At 61.5% G+C, this 20,941-nt stretch carries 19 protein-coding genes and 1 pseudogene; 8 read left to right on the plus strand and 12 right to left on the minus strand.

The features are described 5' to 3' along the window. Nucleotides 1-54 precede the first annotated feature (54 nt). The 3 genes from EYB53_RS11140 (at nt 55) to EYB53_RS11150 (ending at nt 2,388) form a co-directional block, all read left to right on the plus strand. Entirely contained in the window at nt 55-321 is a 267-nt protein-coding gene (locus tag EYB53_RS11140) for a hypothetical protein (RefSeq protein WP_135478261.1), read from the plus strand. Further along, on the plus strand, nt 312-731 hold the full coding sequence (locus tag EYB53_RS11145; protein WP_135478262.1) for a type II toxin-antitoxin system VapC family toxin: 420 nt from the start codon (nt 312-314) through the stop codon (nt 729-731). Before EYB53_RS11140 ends, EYB53_RS11145 begins: the two co-directional genes overlap by 10 nt. A gap of 292 nt (nt 732-1,023) precedes the next feature. After that, nucleotides 1,024-2,388: a GIY-YIG nuclease family protein gene (locus tag EYB53_RS11150; protein ID WP_135478263.1), complete on the plus strand. Its 1,365-nt coding sequence runs from the start codon at nt 1,024-1,026 to the stop codon at nt 2,386-2,388. A 162-nt stretch (nt 2,389-2,550) separates the two neighbouring features. Here EYB53_RS11150 and EYB53_RS11155 read toward each other — a convergent pair whose 3' ends face one another. The 8 genes and pseudogenes from EYB53_RS11155 to EYB53_RS26615 form a co-directional block, all read right to left on the minus strand. Beyond that, nucleotides 2,551-2,853: a hypothetical protein gene (locus tag EYB53_RS11155; RefSeq protein WP_135478264.1), complete on the minus strand. Its 303-nt coding sequence runs from the start codon at nt 2,851-2,853 to the stop codon at nt 2,551-2,553. A gap of 89 nt (nt 2,854-2,942) precedes the next feature. After that, complete coding sequence (locus tag EYB53_RS11160; protein ID WP_254151028.1) at nt 2,943-3,221, minus strand: DUF2442 domain-containing protein; 279 nt, start codon at nt 3,219-3,221, stop codon at nt 2,943-2,945. Between the two features lie 16 nt (nt 3,222-3,237). After that, the gene (locus EYB53_RS11165; protein WP_135478265.1) at nt 3,238-3,492 is read right to left on the minus strand and encodes a DUF4160 domain-containing protein; all 255 of its coding nucleotides are present in this window, start codon (nt 3,490-3,492) and stop codon (nt 3,238-3,240) included. Between the two features lie 152 nt (nt 3,493-3,644). Continuing rightward, complete coding sequence (locus EYB53_RS11170; RefSeq protein ID WP_135478266.1) at nt 3,645-5,300, minus strand: IS1182 family transposase; 1,656 nt, start codon at nt 5,298-5,300, stop codon at nt 3,645-3,647. Nucleotides 5,301-5,530: 230 nt separating this feature from the next. After that, nucleotides 5,531-6,745 (minus strand): carbohydrate ABC transporter permease, encoded by a 1,215-nt coding sequence (locus EYB53_RS25590; RefSeq protein ID WP_254151027.1) that lies wholly within the window; start codon nt 6,743-6,745, stop codon nt 5,531-5,533. A gap of 9 nt (nt 6,746-6,754) precedes the next feature. Further along, nucleotides 6,755-8,410 carry a carbohydrate ABC transporter permease gene (locus EYB53_RS11180; protein ID WP_135478267.1) on the minus strand — a complete coding sequence of 552 codons (1,656 nt, stop codon included), beginning with the start codon at nt 8,408-8,410 and terminating at the stop codon, nt 6,755-6,757. A gap of 66 nt (nt 8,411-8,476) precedes the next feature. Further along, nucleotides 8,477-9,910: an ABC transporter substrate-binding protein gene (locus tag EYB53_RS11185; RefSeq protein ID WP_167857353.1), complete on the minus strand. Its 1,434-nt coding sequence runs from the start codon at nt 9,908-9,910 to the stop codon at nt 8,477-8,479. A gap of 566 nt (nt 9,911-10,476) precedes the next feature. Then, a pseudogene (locus EYB53_RS26615) lies at nt 10,477-10,542 on the minus strand (hypothetical protein); the annotation flags it as partial. A 481-nt stretch (nt 10,543-11,023) separates the two neighbouring features. Here EYB53_RS26615 and EYB53_RS11195 point away from each other — a divergent pair. The 5 genes from EYB53_RS11195 to EYB53_RS11215 all read left to right on the plus strand — a co-directional run bounded on the left by EYB53_RS11195 (nt 11,024) and on the right by EYB53_RS11215 (nt 18,115). Further along, a complete protein-coding gene (locus EYB53_RS11195) occupies nt 11,024-13,273 on the plus strand; it encodes an SUMF1/EgtB/PvdO family nonheme iron enzyme (protein ID WP_135478271.1) in 2,250 nt (749 codons plus the stop codon). Between the two features lie 328 nt (nt 13,274-13,601). Beyond that, nucleotides 13,602-13,931: a DUF433 domain-containing protein gene (locus EYB53_RS11200; RefSeq protein ID WP_135478272.1), complete on the plus strand. Its 330-nt coding sequence runs from the start codon at nt 13,602-13,604 to the stop codon at nt 13,929-13,931. Beyond that, nucleotides 13,928-14,287, plus strand: a complete 360-nt coding sequence (locus EYB53_RS11205) for a DUF5615 family PIN-like protein (RefSeq protein ID WP_135478273.1) — start codon at nt 13,928-13,930, stop codon at nt 14,285-14,287. The genes EYB53_RS11200 and EYB53_RS11205 overlap by 4 nt, the downstream gene beginning before the upstream one ends. Nucleotides 14,288-14,315: 28 nt before the next feature. Further along, nucleotides 14,316-16,475, plus strand: a complete 2,160-nt coding sequence (locus EYB53_RS11210; RefSeq protein ID WP_167857354.1) for an SUMF1/EgtB/PvdO family nonheme iron enzyme — start codon at nt 14,316-14,318, stop codon at nt 16,473-16,475. Nucleotides 16,476-16,615: 140 nt separating this feature from the next. Next, nucleotides 16,616-18,115 carry a KAP family P-loop NTPase fold protein gene (locus EYB53_RS11215; protein WP_135478275.1) on the plus strand — a complete coding sequence of 500 codons (1,500 nt, stop codon included), beginning with the start codon at nt 16,616-16,618 and terminating at the stop codon, nt 18,113-18,115. Nucleotides 18,116-18,301: 186 nt separating this feature from the next. On the opposite strand, the gene EYB53_RS11220 is transcribed toward EYB53_RS11215, so the two are convergent. The 4 genes from EYB53_RS11220 to EYB53_RS11235 form a co-directional block, all read right to left on the minus strand. Next, nucleotides 18,302-18,505 carry a hypothetical protein gene (locus EYB53_RS11220; RefSeq protein ID WP_135478276.1) on the minus strand — a complete coding sequence of 68 codons (204 nt, stop codon included), beginning with the start codon at nt 18,503-18,505 and terminating at the stop codon, nt 18,302-18,304. 62 nt (nt 18,506-18,567) lie between these two features. Beyond that, nucleotides 18,568-18,999: a hypothetical protein gene (locus tag EYB53_RS11225; protein WP_135478277.1), complete on the minus strand. Its 432-nt coding sequence runs from the start codon at nt 18,997-18,999 to the stop codon at nt 18,568-18,570. 132 nt (nt 19,000-19,131) lie between these two features. Beyond that, nucleotides 19,132-19,617 (minus strand): hypothetical protein, encoded by a 486-nt coding sequence (locus EYB53_RS11230; protein ID WP_135478278.1) that lies wholly within the window; start codon nt 19,615-19,617, stop codon nt 19,132-19,134. A 98-nt stretch (nt 19,618-19,715) separates the two neighbouring features. Next, complete coding sequence (locus EYB53_RS11235; RefSeq protein ID WP_135478279.1) at nt 19,716-20,918, minus strand: helix-turn-helix domain-containing protein; 1,203 nt, start codon at nt 20,916-20,918, stop codon at nt 19,716-19,718. Nucleotides 20,919-20,941 lie beyond the last annotated feature (23 nt).

Raw genomic sequence — 20,941 nt, forward strand, 5'->3', positions numbered from 1 at the left:
AACCTGATTACCTTTTGGCGAACGGTTTTTCGGCTAACGCATGTGAGGAGCCAGATGATCGATCAATCAGTAACCATTACCCACCTCGACCAGGCGGTGACGGAATGGATCGAAGGTGAGGCACAACGCACTGGACAATCAGTCGAAGCCATTGTGCGGTGGCTTTTGGTGCAAGGGATGGAAGTAGCACGGCACCAAGGTACCGCCCAACGCTACCACGACCTTGATGACCTGGCTGGAACGTGGAGTACTGCTGATGCTGTGGTGTTTCAGCAGGCGCTTGACGACATGAATCAACTGGATCCGACCCTATGGCAGTGATCACCGTCATGTTGGATACGAATGCCTACACGGCATTCAAGCTTGGACAGGCCGAGGCATTGGAGATCATCCAGCGTGCGCCAGTCCTCACGCTGAGTAGCATCGTCATTGGAGAATTACTGGCTGGGTTTGCGATAGGTTCTCGCGAGGCGCAAAATCGTGCTGAGTTGCAGCAGTTCCTCGCTTCGCCACGCGTCAGTATCCGTCCGATTGATGATCTCACGGCCCAGTACTATGCTCGTATCTACCGCATTCTGAAGCAGAAAGGCAAGCCCATCCCGACCAACGACATGTGGATTGCTGCGTCGGCGTTGCAAACTGGCTGTGCGCTCTTCAGCTTTGACGGGCATTTTCAGCATATTGACGGTCTTGTCGTGGGGGCAAGTGTTATCGATCTGCTGCTGGCGTAACATATCACCCCTGCTCCATCATACGGCTTTGGTAGACCAGCCAGCGAACGTGTAATCGCCTCCTGCTCGGTGTCGAGCGGAACGACGACGGGTTCCCGCGCGTCCGCGGCGTCAGTGTGGGGTTGCGGATCGCCAGTTATGCTGCCCTGCCCGGTTCTGAGTCCTGAATCCTGTGTGCTGGAAGGCGGGTTTCAAGGCAACGTTACAGTTTGACGATGAACACCGTGTTCTGATACGCCCGGGCTGACCCCTGACCCGTGACCCCTGAAACCTCACCTAACGAGCAAACTGCATGACACACATCTATCGCAATTTGGATCCGAGTGAAGCTTATGCGTTCCTGGAGGCCGATGAATCCGGTGAGGGTTACTGGACGTTTGCTGGCCTGATCTATGATCCGCTTAATCAAGGTGTGTATCGCGTTGCCGCGCCGGTGGCGATTGATGTTGATGAGCATGGCAACCTGAGCATTCCGTTACCGACGCTCGACAATTACCCCTGGGCGGTCGCGGTCTGGACTGATCCGGTGGATCAGGACGACGTTACCCTGCTGGTCGAGGGGCCGATCACTGAGGATAATCTGTGGGAGTTGTGCCTCCCTGATGAGCCAGTCTTGCTCGGTGAGCTCGGCATCATTGATGCCGATACGCACTGGCCCGAATGGGCGGCTGCGATCCGGCGCTGCACTGCGGCCTTCGCAGTCCAGGGCCTTGATGAAATCCTCGCCGCCTTGGGCTTCCACCCACCAATGACCGCCGTTGTTCCAGCTTGGAAGAGTGGCATATATGTCTTGCATTTGGCTGACGACCGCTACTATGTCGGTCAATCGGTCAATTTGCCTGCACGCCTCGCTGCGCACCGCCGGATCTATCCCGATCTCCATGCTGTGAGCCTGCTCAAGTTGCGTGCCAACCAAGCCGAGCTTGATCTCCGCGAACAAGAGACAATCCAGATTCTCGAACTCCAAGGCTTTCCGTTGCTCAATATCGTGCATGCCAGCATTACGCACCAATCCTCGCCGTTTGACGACCTGATCACCCCCGATGCGCAGCAACGGTGGCTTGCCAGCCCGCTTGATCTCGATCATGGCGTGCGCCCGCCGGTGAGTCCTGAACAGCGCATGAAACAGGCGAGCAAACTCAAGCGGCTGCAGCAACGCCCCGACGCCGACCGGCTGATCGCCTGTTGGCGCACGTATCTTACGCACTGTATTCCCCGTCCTGCCGCGACCGAACCCGCCTACTGGAGTATCAGTTGTCTGCCTTCGACGAACATCAGCACCTCGCCGCGCCTGGCTTGCTTCAACATCAATGTGATGGAGATGTTTGTCGTGGGGTATTTCAAGGAAGATCCGAGGCTGCTCTGGGCATTTCTGAACGTCTCAATGGAGGGGTTTGCCGAGATGTACGCCCAGCCTGAGCAATTCGAGGCGGCCCATCCCGAGGCGAGTTTTGAGCCGTCGAACTATGAGGCAGCAGGCCACGATCAACTGCGGTTGAGGGTTGATGGCCTCGATCAGCTTGAGCGGCTCATCGCCGATCCTGGTGTCCAGTATGCGGCACGGCTGCTCAACCTACACCTGATGCGCAAACGCACCAACCTGTACGCACGCTACCATTGTTACGACTTAGCCGATCTGCTGCTTGCTGATGCGTAAGGCCAGGAGTGAAGCGTACCGCTTCGGAGTCCTCATGTTCAGCCTCCCGATCATCTCCATCCGCAACCTCTGGCGACGGGCGATCAATGAGATGGTATAGCGCGGGGCGTCCTGCTGCGTCAGCTCTAGCACGTCGCCGGTCAGCTAGGCGGGCACGTTCCTTCAGTTCCGCGCCGCTGCGCCAGCCTGATCGCACGATGCCGACCATAGGGCGATTGCATCTTCTTGCCGTGGCCGTGAACGGCTCGGCTCGTGGGGAGCGAAGGCCACCTGCGTGGCCTGATCGAGCCGACGAAGGTCGGCTTGGCCCTGCGTCGCCGAGGCGTTTACGCCGACGGGGGCGGCGGCGAGGGGCGATCCACCGGTCTCGCGACCCGCACCAACCGAAGATGCCATTGCCCTAATGCCGACCACGAGCACTTCGCGGTAGCGGCGACAGGCCGCAGGCAGGGCCAGCATGGGCATGCGGATATGGAAGCCACGCAAAACCCCGACGGCGCGTCAGCAATTCCGTCAGGGTCTTCAGCACGGGCACGCAGAGGCAAACAACCCCGTCAGGGCGACGGAGTCTGCTCGTGCGCCCACGCCGCCGGGTGCAACTCAGGGTAATAGAGCACATTCGGGTCGATATCGGCCCCGTTGGGCCAGGCAATCGTGCCGTCGCGAATCTCCATCTGGCGGAAGAAGGCAACATCGTCACGAACGGGCGCGAAGATCGGGCCACGGTGAATATACGGCCACAAATCCACCTCGCGGGTGGTGTGGTCAGTGAAGGTCAGGCGGACGTGAAAGCCCTCAAGCGGCTCGGCCGCCACAATGTCCATAAGTTGCATCACGATTCCCTTCCTCCTATGGATCAATCCATTCGAGCGGCTGATGGCGTTGCGCACGATCCCAGTTCGCTTGGAGCGCTGCCATGCGGCGGGTTGCCCAGGCGAGAACCTGCTGTTCAACCCGCCGTGGAAGTGCTCCGGCCGCAATGCTTGCCGGATCGATCTGCATCAACGCCTGATGGCTGCCATACCGTACATGAACATGGGGCGGATGGTGGTCATCATAGTACAGAAGGATGATGATCCCATCAAACTCGGCAATCCGTGGCATAGGGTCGATCCTGGTGGGTTGCCGTCATCGGGCGACCCACCACCACAACGATACAATGATAGTATACCATCTTGAAGGAGCCATCCGTGGGAGGGCAGGGCAGCAGGGCTGATGCAAAGATACTGCTGGCAAACCCCTCCTGGGAGACGCGCTCACGTCGCGGCCGGCGCCAAGCGCGCAAAGGCCGAGGTGCGCGTGCGCGCCTGCGGCACCTCGGCCAGCCATGCCGCAACCCGTATGAAATTGAGCGCGGCCGCAACCAGGAAGTGCATCAGGCGCGTCTTTAGGTAGCCGATGTAGCGCGACTGGCGCATCCCACTGACCCGTACCCCTTGCGAGAGACTGCCCTCAATCCCCGCCCGGTCGGCATACACGGTCTTGAAGGCCTCGGTCTGCTGGCGCGTGCGGGCCCCGTGGAGCGCTTCATCGTGCGCTCGCTCATGCACCAGCAAGGAGCGCGGCCCCTGCGCGTTTCCCAGGCATGGGGTGCGTGCCGGACATGCGGCACAGGTTGACTTGTCAAAGCGGATGGCCACCGAGGGCCGGCCCTCGTGATCCGCACTCGCCGTCCAGCTGCGGCTCACCTGTCCCTGCGGACAGGTCGCCTGCTCCGCGTCCCAATCCAGCACAAAGCAAGAGCCCGCAAACCCTTCCTTGGCCTTGGCCCGCCAGCCCGGTTCGGGCGGGGTTGGACCGACCAGATCGATGTCCGCCTGCTGACTCGTCAGCAGGTTCTCGGCACACACATCGCCGGCATCCACCAGGTGTTCGGTGGGTGCGAGGCCGCGCGTCTCCAACTGCTGCTGAATGATGGCAGGCATCGTGTTGTCTGCCGTGGTCGCCGGCGTGGTCGTCACATCGGTGAACAGGTGGGGCGCATCATCATCACCGCTTTCGGTCAGATGCACCTTGGAGCCGACCCAGCTGGTTTCGCGCTTCTTGCTGAAGCGGGCATCGACATCATAGGGCGTGCAGATTAATTGTGGGGCTGGAGGCAGATCCTCAGCCACCCGCCAGCGCATCGGTGCCGCGGGCGGTTCGGCGTACAACTGCTGGAGCCAGACCAGGCGGAGGATCTGCACGGCAGGCAATGCACGCAGGGCTGGGTCAGTCGCCGGATCCCAGAGCCGATGCAAAAGCTCGCGACCATCGGTTCCCCATTCCTCTGCCAGGGCAGAGCGGTCGGCTTTGGCCTCAGGCAGGCGATATTCGTCAATGCGGCGTCCATAGCGGGTAGACCACTCGGCGGGCACCCAGGACGTGAGCCATGCGGGGGCGCTGGTCGCCAGGGTAGTGAGCGCGTGACGCACGGTTTCGCCGATACACTCGAGCCGATGAAGGACGTGCATGGCGGCCAAGACATGGGTGGCATCGGTGCGCTGGCGGCCTTTGCCCTTGACCAGTCCCTGCGCTTTGAACAGCAGGAGCATCTGTTCAAAGAGACGCTGTTCCGCGCCTCCGGCGACCAGGCGGGCGCGAACGTCGCAGAGCACCGAGGCATCAAAGCCGGGGTCAGTCAGTTCGAGGGCAAGGGCATACTTCCCGTCGATGCGCGCACGCACCGCGTCGGCGGCCTGGCGGTCAGACAGGTTCTCGGCAAACTGCATCACGCTGATGAGCGCAAGGTGGGCCGGCGCTTGCGCGGGTGCGCCGTCCCTCGGAAAGAGGTCGGCAACATCGCGATTGGCAGAGATCGGGCCAAGGGTGTCACGCATCCGCATAGAGGGATTGCCTTTGGGGAAGGCGGCATGGGCGACCCGTGCGGTCTCGTTCGGAATACAGGAGAACAGGGGGGCATGCAATGACATCGGTAACCTCCAATCCCTACGCAGCAACCCAACTGTCTGCGGCTCGTATGACCAAGCATAGCACAAACGAGGTGGTTTTGCGCAGACGCCATCAGCGCAGGAGCCCGCTGAGGAGGGGTTTGCCAGCAGTATCATGCAAAGTCCACCTGACCGGAGCACCGTCGGGCTGAAGCCCTCGGCTACGGGTCGCGAAGGCCCTCGCAATACATTATACCAGACGCACGACGCCTCTACTTGATCCCGGTCGTTGCAATGCCCTCGACAAAATAGCGCTGGGCGAGCACGAAGATCAGCAGCGGCACGCTTACGGCGATAGTCGTGCCGGCCATTACCAGATTCGGGCTTTCGGCGGCGCGACCCTGTAGCACCATCAGCGAGAGGGTCAGTACCTGATTGCCGAAGTTGCCCGTATTGATCACGATCAAAGGCCAGACAAAGCTATTCCAGGCATAGAGGAAGGTGAAGGTGGCCTGGGTCGCGATGGCCGGGCCGGCCAGCGGCACGAAGATCTGCCAGAGAATGCGCAACCGCGAGGCCCCATCCATCAGCGCCGCCTCCTCCAGATCTTTTGGAATGCTGATGAAGAACTGGCGCATCAGGAAGGTGCCGTAGGCAGTGAAGATCCAGGGCATCACCAGGGCCGCGATGCGGTCGACCCAGCCGACGATCACCATCAACTGGTACATGGGGATGATCAACACCACAAAGGGGATCATGATCGTCCCCAGGTAGACCACGAACAAGCTGTCGCGCCCGGGGAAGCGCAACCGGGCAAAGGCGTAGCCGCCCAGCACCGAGGTCACTACCTGCCCGATCACCACCAGGATCGTCACCAGCATGGTATTGGTCAAACTACGATCGATGTTCTGCAACTCAAGCACACGCTGGTAATTCTCGATGTGCAGATTGATCCGCTCGACCGGTGTCGCATCGGTAAGGCTCGCGTCGAAAGTGACTTGCGGGTCGTCCGGGTCGACGAAAACGCCCATGCGCCCACGACTCAACTCGAAAACCGGCAGGGTCTGGCCGCCCTCCTCGATTTCCCACAGCAGCTTCGTCTCTCCGTCGACCGTGATCTGCTCCTGAGCAGTGAAGCCGCCGACGGGTTTCGCGTCACGAGGGGCTCGTTCAAACGTCCGGCTCGGATCATCGACGCTGGCAAAGATCACCAGCGGAGCGCCCTGATCGACCAGGGCCAACGTACGCAAGCCTTCCGGCGTCTCAACCCAGTAGAGCGGCACCGTCTCACCATTGACACTGGCCGTCTGAACGCTGTAAGGCAGCAACCGGGGCGGCGAGCGGAAGACATCGCCTGAAGCCTTGAACGAGGTAAAAAACATGAACATGAACGGGAAGATGATCAACAACCCGAACATGGTCAGCACGGCGTAGGCGCCGATATAGGTGAGCCACTTCTGGGTCTGGTATGATCGGGCACGCTTCATGATATTCCCCTACATGTCGCCGTAGCGGCGCTGGAGCCGGAACTGCACCAGGGTGACGGCGAAGATGAACAGGAAGACCACCCAGGCCACTGCCGCGGCATAGCCCTGCTCGAAGCGGTTGAAGCCGCGCTGGTAGAGGTAGAGCACGGCGGTCATCGTCGAGTTGTTCGGGCCGCCGCCGGGGGGCGGCGTCATCACGAACGGCTCACTGAAGACCTGGAGGGTGGTGATCAGGGTCGTCGTCACAACGAAGAAGGTTGTGGGCGCCAGAAGCGGCAGCGTCATATAGCGAAAGCGCTGCAGGTTGCTCGCCCCGTCGATCGTCGCGGCCTCGTAGATCTCGCCGGGAATGCCCTGGAGTCCGGCCAGGAACAGAATCGTGTTGAACCCCAGCAGTTGCCATGCCGCCATAATAATAATCGAGGCCAGGGCGGTCTGCTGGCTGGCCAACCAGGCGATCTGGACGGGCGCAATCTCGACGAAAGGCAGCCGGTTGAACAGACCGAGCACCTGGTTGATGCCATAGTTCAGGAAGCCGATATTCGAGTTGTAGAGCCATTTCCAGATCACCGCGACGCCGACCACGCCGGCGATGCTGGGGATGAAATAGATCGCACGGAAGAACTGCATCCCGGGGATCTTGCTGTTGAGGATCGTGGCCACCAGCAGGGCCGGTACGACGCTCAGCATGGTCACCCAGAAGCAGTAGACGATCGTATTCCAGAGTGCGATCCAGAAGATACGATCCTTCGCCCCGACCACAAAGTCACCCAGGCGCACGAGCTCGATATAGCCGCTGCTCAAGACCGCACCCGAGCGCTGACCGGGCGGCACCTGGGCAAACTGTAGGCTGAAGATCTCGATATAGTTGCGCAGGCCTACGAACTCGGCCGTAAACGAGTCGGAGTTGGTGAAGCTGAGGTAGAGCGAGAAGAGCAGCGGCCCGGCGAAGAAGAGCATGAAGCCAAGCAGGTTCGGCGCGATGAACAGGAAGCCGCTGACTGCCTCGGCATCGCGCTCACCTGCCCCGAAAGCGACGGCAATCTGTGGCCGCAGCATCAGCCAGAAGAACAGGCCGAAGAGCACCGTGGCCGAAAGGAGCACCAGCGCCAATGGGTTGCCGAGCCCGCTGAGCAGCCCGATCACGCCCTGGATCAGCCCCATCGCCAGCAGCAGGATGATCGCGCTGGCACCCATGACCCAGCCGCCGGCACGGTGGAAGGCAGCCTGTGTTGTCGGCGCGTGGGTGAAGCGATCGCCGACGGACCCGATCAGAAAGCCCACCAGCACCCCGAGCAGGAGCCAGACCCAGCGGTTGAAACTTGCGGCGACTTCGTCAAGGCTGATGTAGAGGCCCAGCACGCCGAGCAGGCTGAGCAATGACCCGACCCCAAAAATATAGTTGAGGCCAAGGCTGATCGCACGGCCCCGCCCGTCGCGACGGAGCAGCAGTACGAGCGCGATAACACTGGCGACCGCGCCGAGCAAGATCAGGCCCGCAACATAGAGGCGCAGGCCGTCGCGCTGCACCCAGCGGGCCTGAAGCAGCGCCCAGGCCGCGGCGACGAGTCCGAAAGCGAGCAGGGCGTGCCAGGCCGCGCCAAGCCTGATCACAAGGGCCGCGCCGGCCGTTGTGGCCGGCTTCCGTGCGGTCGTGGTTGCCATGGGCTTCCCTTTTATGGGGTCGCAAGGTGAGCCGGGCTCACCTTGCGACCCCTCACGCATGAACCGCTACTGATCAAAGGCCTGGTTAGCCTCCTCACAGACGGTAGCCTGGTAGTCCTCGAGAGTCAGGTCGCCATTGAGCAATGCGGTAAATTTCGAGCCTGTGGCGGCGTCGAACTCAGGCCACGAGCCGGCCCATAGTGGGCCTTCAATGGCCGGGTCGTTCGCGAGGTTGTTGATGAACGCCTGATTATTGGCCGGTGGGGTGTAGGTCAGGAAGGCCTGGATCGCCGCATCGGAGACACGCGAAGGAATGTTGGCGCCCAACTCGGCGATCTTGCTCTGGGTCTCGGCAGTGGTCAGGGCGCGAACGAGCTGCCAGGCCTCCTCGGGATGCGCGGTGTTGGCATTGACCACATAGGCGCCCCAGAAGAGCCAGCTGCGAGCGCCGCCGGGGCCGATCGGCACGTCGACAACGTCCCAGTCGAACTCGGCGCTTGCGCGGGTGCCGGGTGTGGCCCAGCGGCCGTTGAGGAACATGCCGACATTGCCGGCTAGGAAGGGTGGCTCGGAGTCTTCGCCGTAGGGCACGGCCACGCCGAATTCGTTGTAGAGCCGCGAGGCGAACTCCATGCCCGCCACCGATGCATCGCTATCGAGCGCACAGGCGGTGCGATCCTCGTTGAAGAAGCCGCCGCCGGCCGAGTTGATGAACAGACCGGGGTTGGCCCACCATGCGTTCATACCAAAGCCCTTGACGTCGCCGCCCAGGTTGTTGACCGCTATGGCCGTCTCAAGGAACTTGTCCCAGGTCCACTCGCCGTTAGCCGCCAGCACGCGCGGATCCTCGGCGCCGGCCTGCTCGATCAGGTCGTTGTTGAGGTAGAGCGCGAAGGTCGAGACGTCGCGGGGCAGGCCCCAGAGCGTCTCGCCGGTCATGCCGGTCTCGGGATTGAAGGTTAAGTGGAACATCGGGCCAGGATAGAAGTCGCTGTCGTTATAGTCGGCATCGGCCAGGTCGCGGAGATCGAGGATAAGGCCGCGAGTGGCGAAGTCGGCGATGTCGGTGCCGGGGATCCAGAAGACGTCGGGGGCAGTGCCGGCCGATAATTCGGTCTTGAGCACATCCTGGTACGACGATGTCTCAGATCCGCCGGGCTCGTAGGTTAGGCTGATGTTGTCGAGTTGGGCGTCGATTTCGCTGGAGATCTGGCTATACACGTCGATCTCGGCCTGGTTGTCGGGGCGAGTGCGCCAGCGAAGGGCGACCTCGTCCATGGCCACCGGGGCCTCCGTGGCGGCAGCCGCTTCCGTAGGTGCCGGCGCTTCCGTGGCGGCGGGCGCTTCCGTGGCGGCGGCCGCTTCCGTGGGGGCGGGCGCTTCCGTAGGCGCTGGGGCGGTGGTAGGCTGCGCGGTAGTTCCGCCGCCACAGGCCGCAAGAGCCAGGGTAAGAATCGCGATCAGACTGATCCACGAAAATCTGCGTTGCATACGCTGCATGAGCTTGTGTCCTTTCACATATGTGCAACAGTGCAAACTTCCCCACAGCGGTGTGGGAAGGGAGAACGTGTGACGAGCGCATCAGGCGATCCATAGTACTGCCCGGTGCTCCGTGTTCGGTGTTTTACGCTCTATGTTTCAACCACCTCCTTTCGGGAACCGTCGCGCCGCGATCGTGTCACCCGCGAGGATCGCGCCAAGGCAAGCGCAGGCCGCCTCGACCGGCCGGGAGCCGGATGGGCGAAGTGTGCCGAACAGTAGGATGAGCAGCATGGCCGGGGCGAGAGCGGGCAATCAAGCCGAGCGGCGCCGCCGCTCGTGCCGTGCGCGGTCGAGAATAGCCGGTTGTAGCTATGACAGGTGGCCGCCGCCTCAATGCCGCGTATGATCGCGAACAGGTGCGGATCGGCAAAGAAGTGGTCTGAGGAGGAGGTGATGAGCAGACCGGGCATACACGAGCGGCGCGGGCCGCGCAACCGCGCCCACGATCCTGGCGCGCAACCCGTCGCGGCGGTCACGCACTCGACCCTGGCCCGGGTCGCCGTACTCAAGTAAAGGTGCTGGTTGAGTACGTCTGATACGGTCGCAGGCGAGACCCTTTCGACCTGTGCAACCTCATCGATCGTCGCCATGTGATCACCCGTCGGTGAGGCTGGCCCGGCGTTGGGCCGTGTCACACCACAACATGTAAAACATTTTGCGCCGGAATCGGGGTGGCGAAACGATACGTGCAGATATCGGCGTGTATAAGATCTATGCGAAAAAGCATACACCGCCCCCGCGAATTTGTCAATTTATCTCGCGCACGCACGAAACTACTATCCTTCGTCCAGAAGCAGAGAAACGCGATCGCTGGCATAACGACGGCGTGGCTGATGCCGTCGTTGCGGCGACCCCGAACGAACCGCGGTGATCGGGCTGAACCTTGGGTGCTTCTGACGGCGAGACCCGGCATAAGGTGCTGACACAGTTATCCCAGGCTGTGTCGACGCCTTTTCAGCTTTGCTCTTTCAGCTTTCCTCTTTCCCTCGCTGATCCGTACGCACGCACGCATTCGTCTGTTACAATGGATTCATATCCGACGTGGACGGTTCATGGAGCAGCGTGGCGCGTATGGCTTTTTTCTCAACCACGGCCCTTAGCCCGGGCAGCCCTGTGTTTCGCGGGCGCGCTGCCGAGTTGGCACGCCTGCTGCGCCTCTGCCGCGAGGAGGTGACGCGCTACGGGGTGATCTACGGCGGGCGTCAGAATGGCAAGACGAGTCTCTTGTTCCAACTCCTGGGCGCGGTGGAGCAGCCGACGAAATTGTGCCGGATTGACTTTCAGGAGATCCAGGGCGCACGACCGGAGCAGGTGTTTGCGTATCTGGCCGAGCAGATCGACACGGTCGTGCCGCTTGGGCGTGACCTCGGGCAGATTGTCAGTGCGCCACGGCTGAAGGCCCGGCTCAATGAGGCGCTGGCGCGGCCCGAGGTCGGGCGGCTTGTCCTGATGCTCGACGAGCTCGGTGCGCTGCCGCCAGACTCGCGCGAGGCCCTCGGCAATGCGCTGCGCTCGTTCTTCCACAACCGGCTGGTCGCACCGCCACTCCAGAAGTTGCAGATAATCTTCAGCGGCGGGGTCGAACTCTACACGATGGTCGTGAGCGAGGTCTCGTCGCTGCACAGTGTCTGCGAAGAGATCTACCTGCCCGACCTGCCCGCGCCTGAGGCGGTGACGCTGATCGCCGACGGCCTCCAGGCAGCAGGCATCGAAGCTGTCCTGAGTGAAACGCTTGGCCGGGCGGTCTACGCGCAGGTGGCCGGCCACCCCTACCTGACCCAGCGCATGGGCGAGTTGCTGGCAAGCGCCCACGCGGCGGGCACCGCGCTGAGCCTCGCTGACGTGGAGCTTGCCGCGAGGGAGATTGTCGCCGACGCGCCGCCGTTGCTCCGCCGCATCCGCGACGACCTGCGTGCGCACCAGTTGGAGGAGGCCGCCCGACGCCTGTTGCGCGACCGCCCGCCCTTCGACCGCCTCGACGACGACATGGTGCGTCTGGAACTGATTGGCCTCGCGAAACGCGACGGCGCGCATTGGGCACCGCGCAACCCGTTGCTGGCGGCGGTGTTCCACCGATTGCTTGGGGTGGCCGCGCCTCCGCCCGAGCAGGCGCGCCCGGCGACCGTTGCCCCCGACGATCCTCCAACGGCGGATCAGCGCATCCTCGCCGAGAAGCGCCGCCGTCTGCACGCGCTTGAGCTCACGGCGGCGCGCTACGGCATTGACACACCGCCCCACATCACGATCGAGATCGAAGACCTGCGTCGGGAGATCCAAGATTTGCGCCGCGCGGAGGAAACATCGACCGCCCATCCTGGCCCATCAACATCCGAGGCCGCACCCACCCCGGCGGATCGCACACCGCCGACCATGGCAGCGCCACCACCGCCCGTCCCAACGCCAGTTATCCCAAAGACACCCGAGCAACAAGCGCAACCAGGTGCGTCCAGCGCGAACGCAACACCCCCTGCTCCCAGGATCGCGAACCAGGGATCTGCCCTGCGCACCGTCGAAGGGACGAAGGCCGCATTGCCGCCCTGGGTTCCCACGCTGGTCAAAGTACCCGCCGGCCCCTTCCTGATGGGCAGCAGCGACACCGACACGATGGCGCGCGACAACGAAAAACCCCAGCATCGCCTGGAACTGCCTGACTACTGGATCGGCAAGACCCCGGTGACCAACGCGCAGTTTCGGCCCTTCGTCGAGGGCGATGGCTACACCAACCCCGTCTACTGGACGAAGGTGGGATGGGAATGGCGTGAGCAGGAACAGCTTGTCGCTCCTCAATGGTGGAACCATGCGACCTCAAGCTATGCACAGCATCCTGTTGTGGGCATTGGCTGGTTCGAGGCGGTCGCTTACTGCCGCTGGCTCACTGCCCAGACTGGCCACACGTTCCGGTTGCCCAGCGAGGCAGAGTGGGAAAAGGCGGCACGCGGGACGGATGGCCTGATCTGGCCATGGGGTCATCAATGGGAGGCGGGACGCTGCAACAGTGCAGAGGCGGGGATCAACAAGACCAATTCGGTCGACCAGTTTCCTGGCGGTGCCAGTATCTATGGTGCCTTCGATATGGTGGGCAACGTCTGGGAGTGGTGCGCGAGTGGGCCTGACAAAACATACCCGTATCAATTGGCAGATGAATGGCAAGCAGCATACCTAGAAGCTGACCAGGCTCGGATTCTTCGTGGTGGATCGTGGCACGATGAGCAAAAGCATGCCCGGGCTTCGTTCCGCGGCGGCTACGACCCGCGCTACCGCAGCATCAACTACAGCTTACGGGTCGCCAGTCATTCTCCGCTGCGCGGTTCTGAATCCTGATTGCTGATTGCTGTACTCGGGCGGCCCTCATTGTGATCGAGCCAGGCGGGCGCCACCCCTTTTTGACGCAAAGGCGCGAAGAGTTGATCCAGCCGCCGTAGGTCGGCTTCGCGCTCGTGGCCGAGGCGTTGACGCCGATGGTGTTATGGTCTTTCAGAAATGAATCCGCTCCAGCCCACGAAGGTGGCCTTCGCTCACTATGAGCCGAGCCGTTCACGGCCACGGCAGGAAGCTGCAATCGTCCTACGTGTCTCGATGCAGAACCTGGACATGCGCATGCCGTGCGTGATAAAATGCCCGCAAACGATATCGTGCAGGAGTACGTGCGATGCATCTCGAAAACTACCTTGATTTCCACGCTGAAGATGTGATCCGGCTGAAAGGTCATCGCATTGGTCTGGAACATATTGTCGAACGCTATCACGAAGGCTACAGCCCGGAGCAGATGGCGCTCGAATATCCGGGGGTCAGCCTGGAGCAGATCTATGGCGTCCTTGCCTATTATCTGCATCATCAAGCGCAGGTTGATGCCTACATCGTGCGGATCGATGCCGCAGCAGAGGCACGCTACCAGGAATGGGCCGCAACGATGCCCGCACTCTCGCAACGGATCCGTGCGCTGATCACGCAGCGGCAACAAGAACGTGCTGCACCATGAAGATCCGCTATCTGTTGGACGAAAACTTGTCGCCACGGGTCAAACTGACCATCCTGCGCCACTATCCTGAACTTGATGTGCTACGCGTTGGTGATGAGGACGCGCCAGCGTTGGGGACACTCGATCCTGACATGCTCGACTGGCTCGACGTGTATCAGCGCGTCCTGGTGACCGACAATCGGAAGAGCATACCTGGTCACATTGCCGATCATTTTGCTGCCGGAAAGCATCATTGGGGCATCTTTCTGGTGCGGAAGCGCACCTCGCTCTTGCTGCTCGCTGAAGCCCTGTATGTGTACTGGAGTACGACCGAGGCTACGCAGTGGCGCGATGTGACGGAATGGCTCCCAGTGTGAGCAGCAGATGTGCGAGGATGAATCTTCCATGCGGCACAACCCCTTCACCCGTAGCGGCGCGCTGCGCCTGAACCATCCGCTTTTCCGTGGGCGGGCGAGCGAGCTTGCCCGGCTCGAGCAGGCCTGTCTGAGCGACCTCGATTTCTTCTTGCTGGTCTATGGCGGGCGCCAGAATGGCAAGACCACCGTCTTGCTGCGACTCGAAGCCAAACTGCACGAGCGGAGCGGTGACGGCGTGCGGGTCTGCCGCGTCGATTTCCAGGGTCTCCCGCGCGCGACCTCGCCCGAGGCCTATCTGCACCTGGCCCGGAGCGCGGCGCGGGTGCTGCCGAATGCGCCCCGCCCCCCTGAAACGCTCGACGCTCCAGCCCTGGGCGATTTCCTCGAAGACGCCCTGGCGGGTGCTGCCGTGCAGCGCCTGGTGCTGTTGCTCGATGAACTTGGCACGTTACCCGACGCTACCCGCGAGGATCTGGCGCATGTGTTGCGGGCGCTGCACACCCGTCGTCTCAGCAGCCTGGCCCTCGCCAAAGCCCAGTTCGTGCTGGCGGGCGGCATCGAACTCTACCGCCTCGCCGTGGTCGAAGCCTCGGCCCTGCGCAATGTCTGCGAGATCGAGCGCCTAGGCGACCTGGGCGAGGCCGATGCGGTCGCGGTGATCGCCGACGGCCTGGCGCTCGTTGGGGTCGCGCCGACCAGCGCCCACGCCTTGGGCCTGGCCGTCTACGAGCGGGTGGGCGGTCACCCCTACTTCACCCAGCGCCTGGGCGAACTGCTGGCCGCACAGCAGATCGCTGGCGATGAGCCGCCCGACGAGGCTGCGGTCGAGAACCTGGCCTGGGCGCTGCTGGAGCAAGACGACCCGCTGCTTGAGCATCTGCGGCGCAGCATCGCCGACCTGAAGCTGGAGGATGCCGCTCGGCGACTGCTGAGCGGCTCACAGCGCACGAGCCGCACTGATAACGGGATCGAACGCCTCGATCTGCTCGGGGTAGCCCGGCGCAGCGGACGTCACTGGGTGCCACGGAGCCCACTGTTCAGTGTGGCGCTGGCGGAGTGGCTAGGCTTGCCGTTACCCATCGCTGCCGCGATGCCAACGGCAGCCAAGGCGGTGCGCACGCGTGCGCTGGCGCAATACCTCGACGAATTACGGCTCGAACAGCGCGCTGTCACCAGTCACACCGAACGCGCTACCTCACCGGCTGAGCAAGTGCGCCTGCAACGGCGCATACACGAACTGGCCGATGAACTGACGCGAGTCGAGGCTTTGCAGCAAGTGATGCACGTTGGCGCTCCATTGACAGCAACGTCACCAGATGGCACCAACGTCAATACACCTCCTCCCGTTCCCGGACACGGGAGCGAGAGCAGGAGCCAGGGAGTCAGGGCCTCATTGCCGCCTTGGGTGCCCGTGCTGGTCAAGGTGCCTGCCGGCCCCTTCCTGATGGGCCGCAGCGACGCTGATACGATGGCTGAAGCGAACGAGAAACTCCAGCACACGCTGACCTTGCCCGACTACTGGATCGGCAAAACCCCGGTGACCAACGCGCAGTTTCGACCATTCGTCGAGGGCGATGGCTATACCAACCCCGCCTACTGGACGAAGGTGGGGTGGGAATGGCGGGCAAAGGAGAGGATAGTCAGGCCAGGTTTCTGGAACGCTACGAAATGGAATGGCGACGACTACCCAGTGGTTGGGGTGAGTTGGTTTGAGTCCGTCGCCTATTGTCGCTGGCTCAGCGTGCAGACCGGGCACGCATTCCGCCTGCCGACCGAGGCTGAATGGGAAAAAGCCGCTCGCGGCACCGACGGGCGCATCTGGCCCTGGGGCAACACCTGGGAGAGCGGGCGATGCAACAGCAAGGAGGCTGGACACGAACGCACGACCCCAGTTGATCAATATCCGATCGGTGCCAGTCCATACGGCGTGCTGGACATGGCCGGGAACATCTGGGAGTGGTGCGCGACCCAGCAGTCTGGCAAAAGGTACCTGTATCAATTGGAAGATGAGTGGCAGGCAGCGTATCTGGAAGCTGACAAGGTTCGGAAACGACGTGGTGGATCGTGGTACAGCGAACAAAAATTCGTCCGGGCTTCGTACAGCAACGACTTCTACCCGCGCAACCGCAACCACGACTACGGGTTGCGGGTCGCCAGTCATGCTCCGTTGCCCGGTTCTGAATCCTGATTGCTGTTTTCTGTGTTCGGCGTGCCCTTCATTTGGCACAGCGAGGCGGGTTAGGCAGCGAAGGGGAAGGGGTGTGGGGAAGGGGTCGCCCTTCCCCACCCGCGCGCAGCGCGGATCGCTGCGGAATCGCGAGGTAGACTATGAGTGTGGCGCCCCTGGGTTATAGCGATCTCTGGACGACCGAGGACGAGTTGGGCTTTGGGGCTTCAGTGGCCGCGCTGGTCGAGGTCGTTGGTGGGGCCGAACTCCGCGATACCCCGCTGACGGTCGGGATCTATGGCCCCTGGGGCAGCGGCAAGACGAGTATGATGCGCATGATGTGTCAGACGCTGGACGACCGCACCAGGCATCCCGGCGTGTTGCCGATCTGGTTCGACGCCTGGCGCTACGCCCAGAGTGAGGCGCTCTGGCGCGCCCTGCTGATCAGCGTGGTCGAGGAGATCCGCACGCACGTGGTTCAGGACGACGACCGCTTGCGCACCCTCGTCGGCAAGCATGCCATCGCCGCCGGTCAAGCGCGACCAGCCGATCTCAAGCCCGAGCGCGAAAAGCTGGAGCAGCGCCTCGACGATATGATCGCCGGGTTGTACCGCACCGTCGAGCGCGAGGAGCTCGGCAGTGTCTCGATTGATTGGCCCGAGGTGGGCAAGGCCGCAGTCGGCACCGCCGTGCGCCTTGGGCTGGCCGCCATCCCGTTTGTCGGCACGGTGCAGAAAGCGCTTGAGGAGGCCGTCAAAGCGGCGCAGGGCAAGCTCGCCGAGGGCGAGGACGCGACGGCGTTTGCCCAGGCAATCCGCCGCGAGCGAGCCAAGATTTACCGCGATCAGGTTCGCTCCCTGGAACAGTTCTACAGCGAGCTGAAAGAGCTGATCGAAGCGTGGGCCGAGCAGGCTGGCTACCGCCTGGTCATCTTCATCGACGACCTCGACCGCTGCCTCCCCGATCAGGCGCTTGGCGTGCTCGAAGCCATCAAGGTCTTCTTCGACGCACGCGGCTGCGTCTTTGTGCTCGGTGTCGACCACGCCATCATCGAGCGAGGGATTCGTATTCGCTACAAGGAATTCGCCCTGAGCGAACGCGGCGCGGCACCGGGTGCCTTCCCCGTGCCTGAACGCGACTATCTGGAGAAGATCGTCCAGATCCCCTTCGCCCTGCCGCCACTGGCGCAAACCGCGATCCACGAATTTCTCGGCAATCGGCTGCCAAAGCTGCCCGGCCTGTCCGACGACGAGGCCACGTCTGTCGCCAAGTTGATGAGTGCAGGCCTTCTGCCCAACCCGCGCAAGGTCAAGCGCAGCTTCAACATCTTCCGTCTGCACCTCATCCTGGATCGTGCGCAGGGCCGCACCACCCCCGCAGGCCTGATCGCCAAGCTCACGGTGATCCAGAGCAGTTTCCCCGATCTGTACGAAAAGATTGCCCGTGATCCGACCCTGCTCCGCACCTATGAAGCGATCGCCCGTGGCATCACGATCCCCAAACCAATTACGCAGGAGCAGCGCGAGGACATGGGCAAGCAGGATGCGCGTCTGCGCGACATGCTCCACAACACTCCATGGTACGAAAAGCTCTCCAACGACGAACTGCACGAATTAATCTACCAGAGCAGCGTAACGATTGATGGCAATTCACCAGCATAAACTGCGCGCCATACACCACACGTGCGGCCCATAAGGCTAGTACGGCGCATCCTGACGGAGCAGCAATACCAGACGGTCGGCGAGCTCCACCTCCACGGAGGTCTTGACCAGGGCAGCTATGAGCATCATCCGCGCCAGATTACCATTCAATCAGGCGCGGCACGCCTCACGACCAGGTGAACCACCCTACGCCGCTTCGTCCCACCAGACCTGCGCCGGTTGGCGTTGGGCCTCCGCGGTTGGCAGCGGGGGGTCAGCATTGAAGATCGTTGCCACGACGAGCATCAGTTCGCGGCGCGGGACACGCACCAGCACCTCGCCGGTGCCATCAGCCAGCGGCAGGCGCTCGATCCCGGTGGCCTCGCGCAGTTCCAGGTGGCCCTCGACCAAGACGCGACTGCCAGCACCGAACTGCTGCGCAACGCTGGCGACCCGTGCGGCACCAACGACCTCTAGCGTGAGCCGGGTGGATAGACCCGCGGCCGATCGATGACCTCGCCTTCAAGCTGCACCCAGGCCATATCGGGCACAGCATCGCCGACCTCCTGCACGCCCAGCACATCAATGCGGATATCCCAGGTACGGCGTCCCGCATCGTAGGCATCGCGCTGGAACCGCTGGTCATAGTACTCCTCCATGCCCAACGGACCAAGGATCGCGATGCGCTGCCCATCCACAAGCAGGTGCTCGGCCCGGGCACGCACCGCATCACTCATCGTAAACGGCAAGCGATAGCTCGCCCGCGCCGCCCCCTGCGCATCGCCCACGACCTCATGGATACTCAGCTCGTAGCGATACTCGGCCGCGCCGAGCTCCGTGAAGATCCGACGCCCCTCGCCGCGTCCCGTGGTGACGACGCGCACCGTCCCGACAATCACGGTCAAATTCTTACTGCGCGGTCGCCCTTCTGGATCAGGTGTTCCACTGGGCGCACGATCGCCCCTAAGTCTTTCTGAAGCCATAGAGCCCATGGCATATGGGAGACCCCTCGCGACCCAGTGGGAGTCTCAGATCTTCTACTTGGCGTAGTTTGTCTGCCACCAATTGTACAGCGCGTGCTTCACTTTGGGCTGATACCTTCCTCGGATACGCATCAATCGCAGAGCCGAACCCAATTCGGTAAGAGATATATCAGTTGTATCAGCCCAATGCTTGAGCAGTTCTAGTGATGAGACAATCTGGAGCGAAGGGCAGCGTTGGTTGAAGTATCGTATTGCTGCCCCGTCATCAGTGCCGATAGCCCAATTTCGCTCAGCAGCGATAGCTCCAGTGATAGCTTCACCATCATCGCCTAACTTAGATGCGAACTCCAAGTAGTTTGCATTTTCAGCGGCCGTGTTAAGATCAACAACATGGAGTAACCCTTGAGTAATGAAGGGGCTCAGATCAATCACCTCCCGAGCCCCCGACCCATCAGCTGCATAGACTGCTCTTGCTTCGTTGTCTTTCACATAGGCGGCAACCGTGACTGAGCGTGCAATACTGGTGAGAATATCGCCCATCCGACCTGATGCATAGACATTAATGATGCAGCAAGCGTCTAGGATAAGGCAGTTATGCGTGATGGGTAGTGGTGAGATCAACTATACCCCTCCTCGCCCTAGAGTGGCTGTGATAGATCGAGAGATACCGGCTGATTGTCTTCTCCATAGACGCCAACATCATCCCTGAGCAGATCGGCCAATCGGCGAGCCTCCAGACGCTCAAGATGCATCAAGTGAGCGAAGTGACCTTCCGTAATAAGCTCTCGATCGAGTGCCTCCAATGCTAGGTACTGATATCGGAGCGGCAATACACTGTCCCGTGCCGGGATGGGAGACAGACCTAGCTCTTTCTGAGCCTCTCGAATTTTGAATCCGCCTGCACGCAATTTGTCAAGAGTGCCAGTCGCTACTAACTTCATACCTTCAAGACGCCCCATCAACGCCTCAAAAGAGACGCCAAAGTAGTGTGCCAAAATGCAGAGATCTGCGGGGGTTATCTTTGACTTCACCCGACGAATATCATTGAAACGTCGTGATAGACTGCTCGTCGGCATCAAGAAATACATTGCGAAGTGATCGACAAATCGCTCGCTCTCAGGCTTGCGTTGATAAGCGTTCTCCACATAGAGCACTGGTTTGTAACGGCTAACCAAGAAATGCCCGTAGTCGTGCGCAAGTGACCAACGTCGCCGGTCTTCTTGATGATCGCTATTGACCGCAATGCATCCACCGAGTGTGTGATCGTAGAAGTACATCGCCGAAAAGCGCTGTGGGAATTTCAGATAGAAGATTCGGAGCCCAACCTCTTGTTCTAAGATGTCGCGGAGGACAGGTAAGGGGGCATCACCGAGATTCAGTCTTGCTCGTTCGCGCGTGGCCAATTCTTCAGCGGCCGTATCGATATGCAGACCCGCAATGGAGAATTCGTCAGGATAACGCCGCGAAAGTGGGCTGCCGACAATCTCTTCAAGTTCGAAATAGTTACGAGATAACTCTTGAAGATCGGCGATTAGCGGATCGATCCGTGCCTGATCAATATCTGCGAGCACAGCGGGACCGCGAAACTGAACCTCAAATGGCTCGATGGAAGGGCGGGTGCGGACAAAATCGCTAACTTGTCGATTATAAGCTCGAGCCAGACTGATTAGCTCATTCGGTCTTATTCGGCGCTCTCCCTTCTCGATAGCGGTAAGAGTCGTACGAGCAACCCCAATTACGGAGGCAGCCTGCTCTTGAGTAAGCCCAGAGCGCTTTCGAGCTAGCTGGAGTTCCCGACCTAATGCACGTAGGTCGAGATCATCGAGGATATTAGCCGTCATGGGAAGATCCTTTCATTCAGCAA

This window comes from Candidatus Chloroploca mongolica, from assembly GCF_004762035.2.
Taxonomy (GTDB): Bacteria; Chloroflexota; Chloroflexia; order Chloroflexales; family Chloroflexaceae; genus Chloroploca; species Chloroploca mongolica.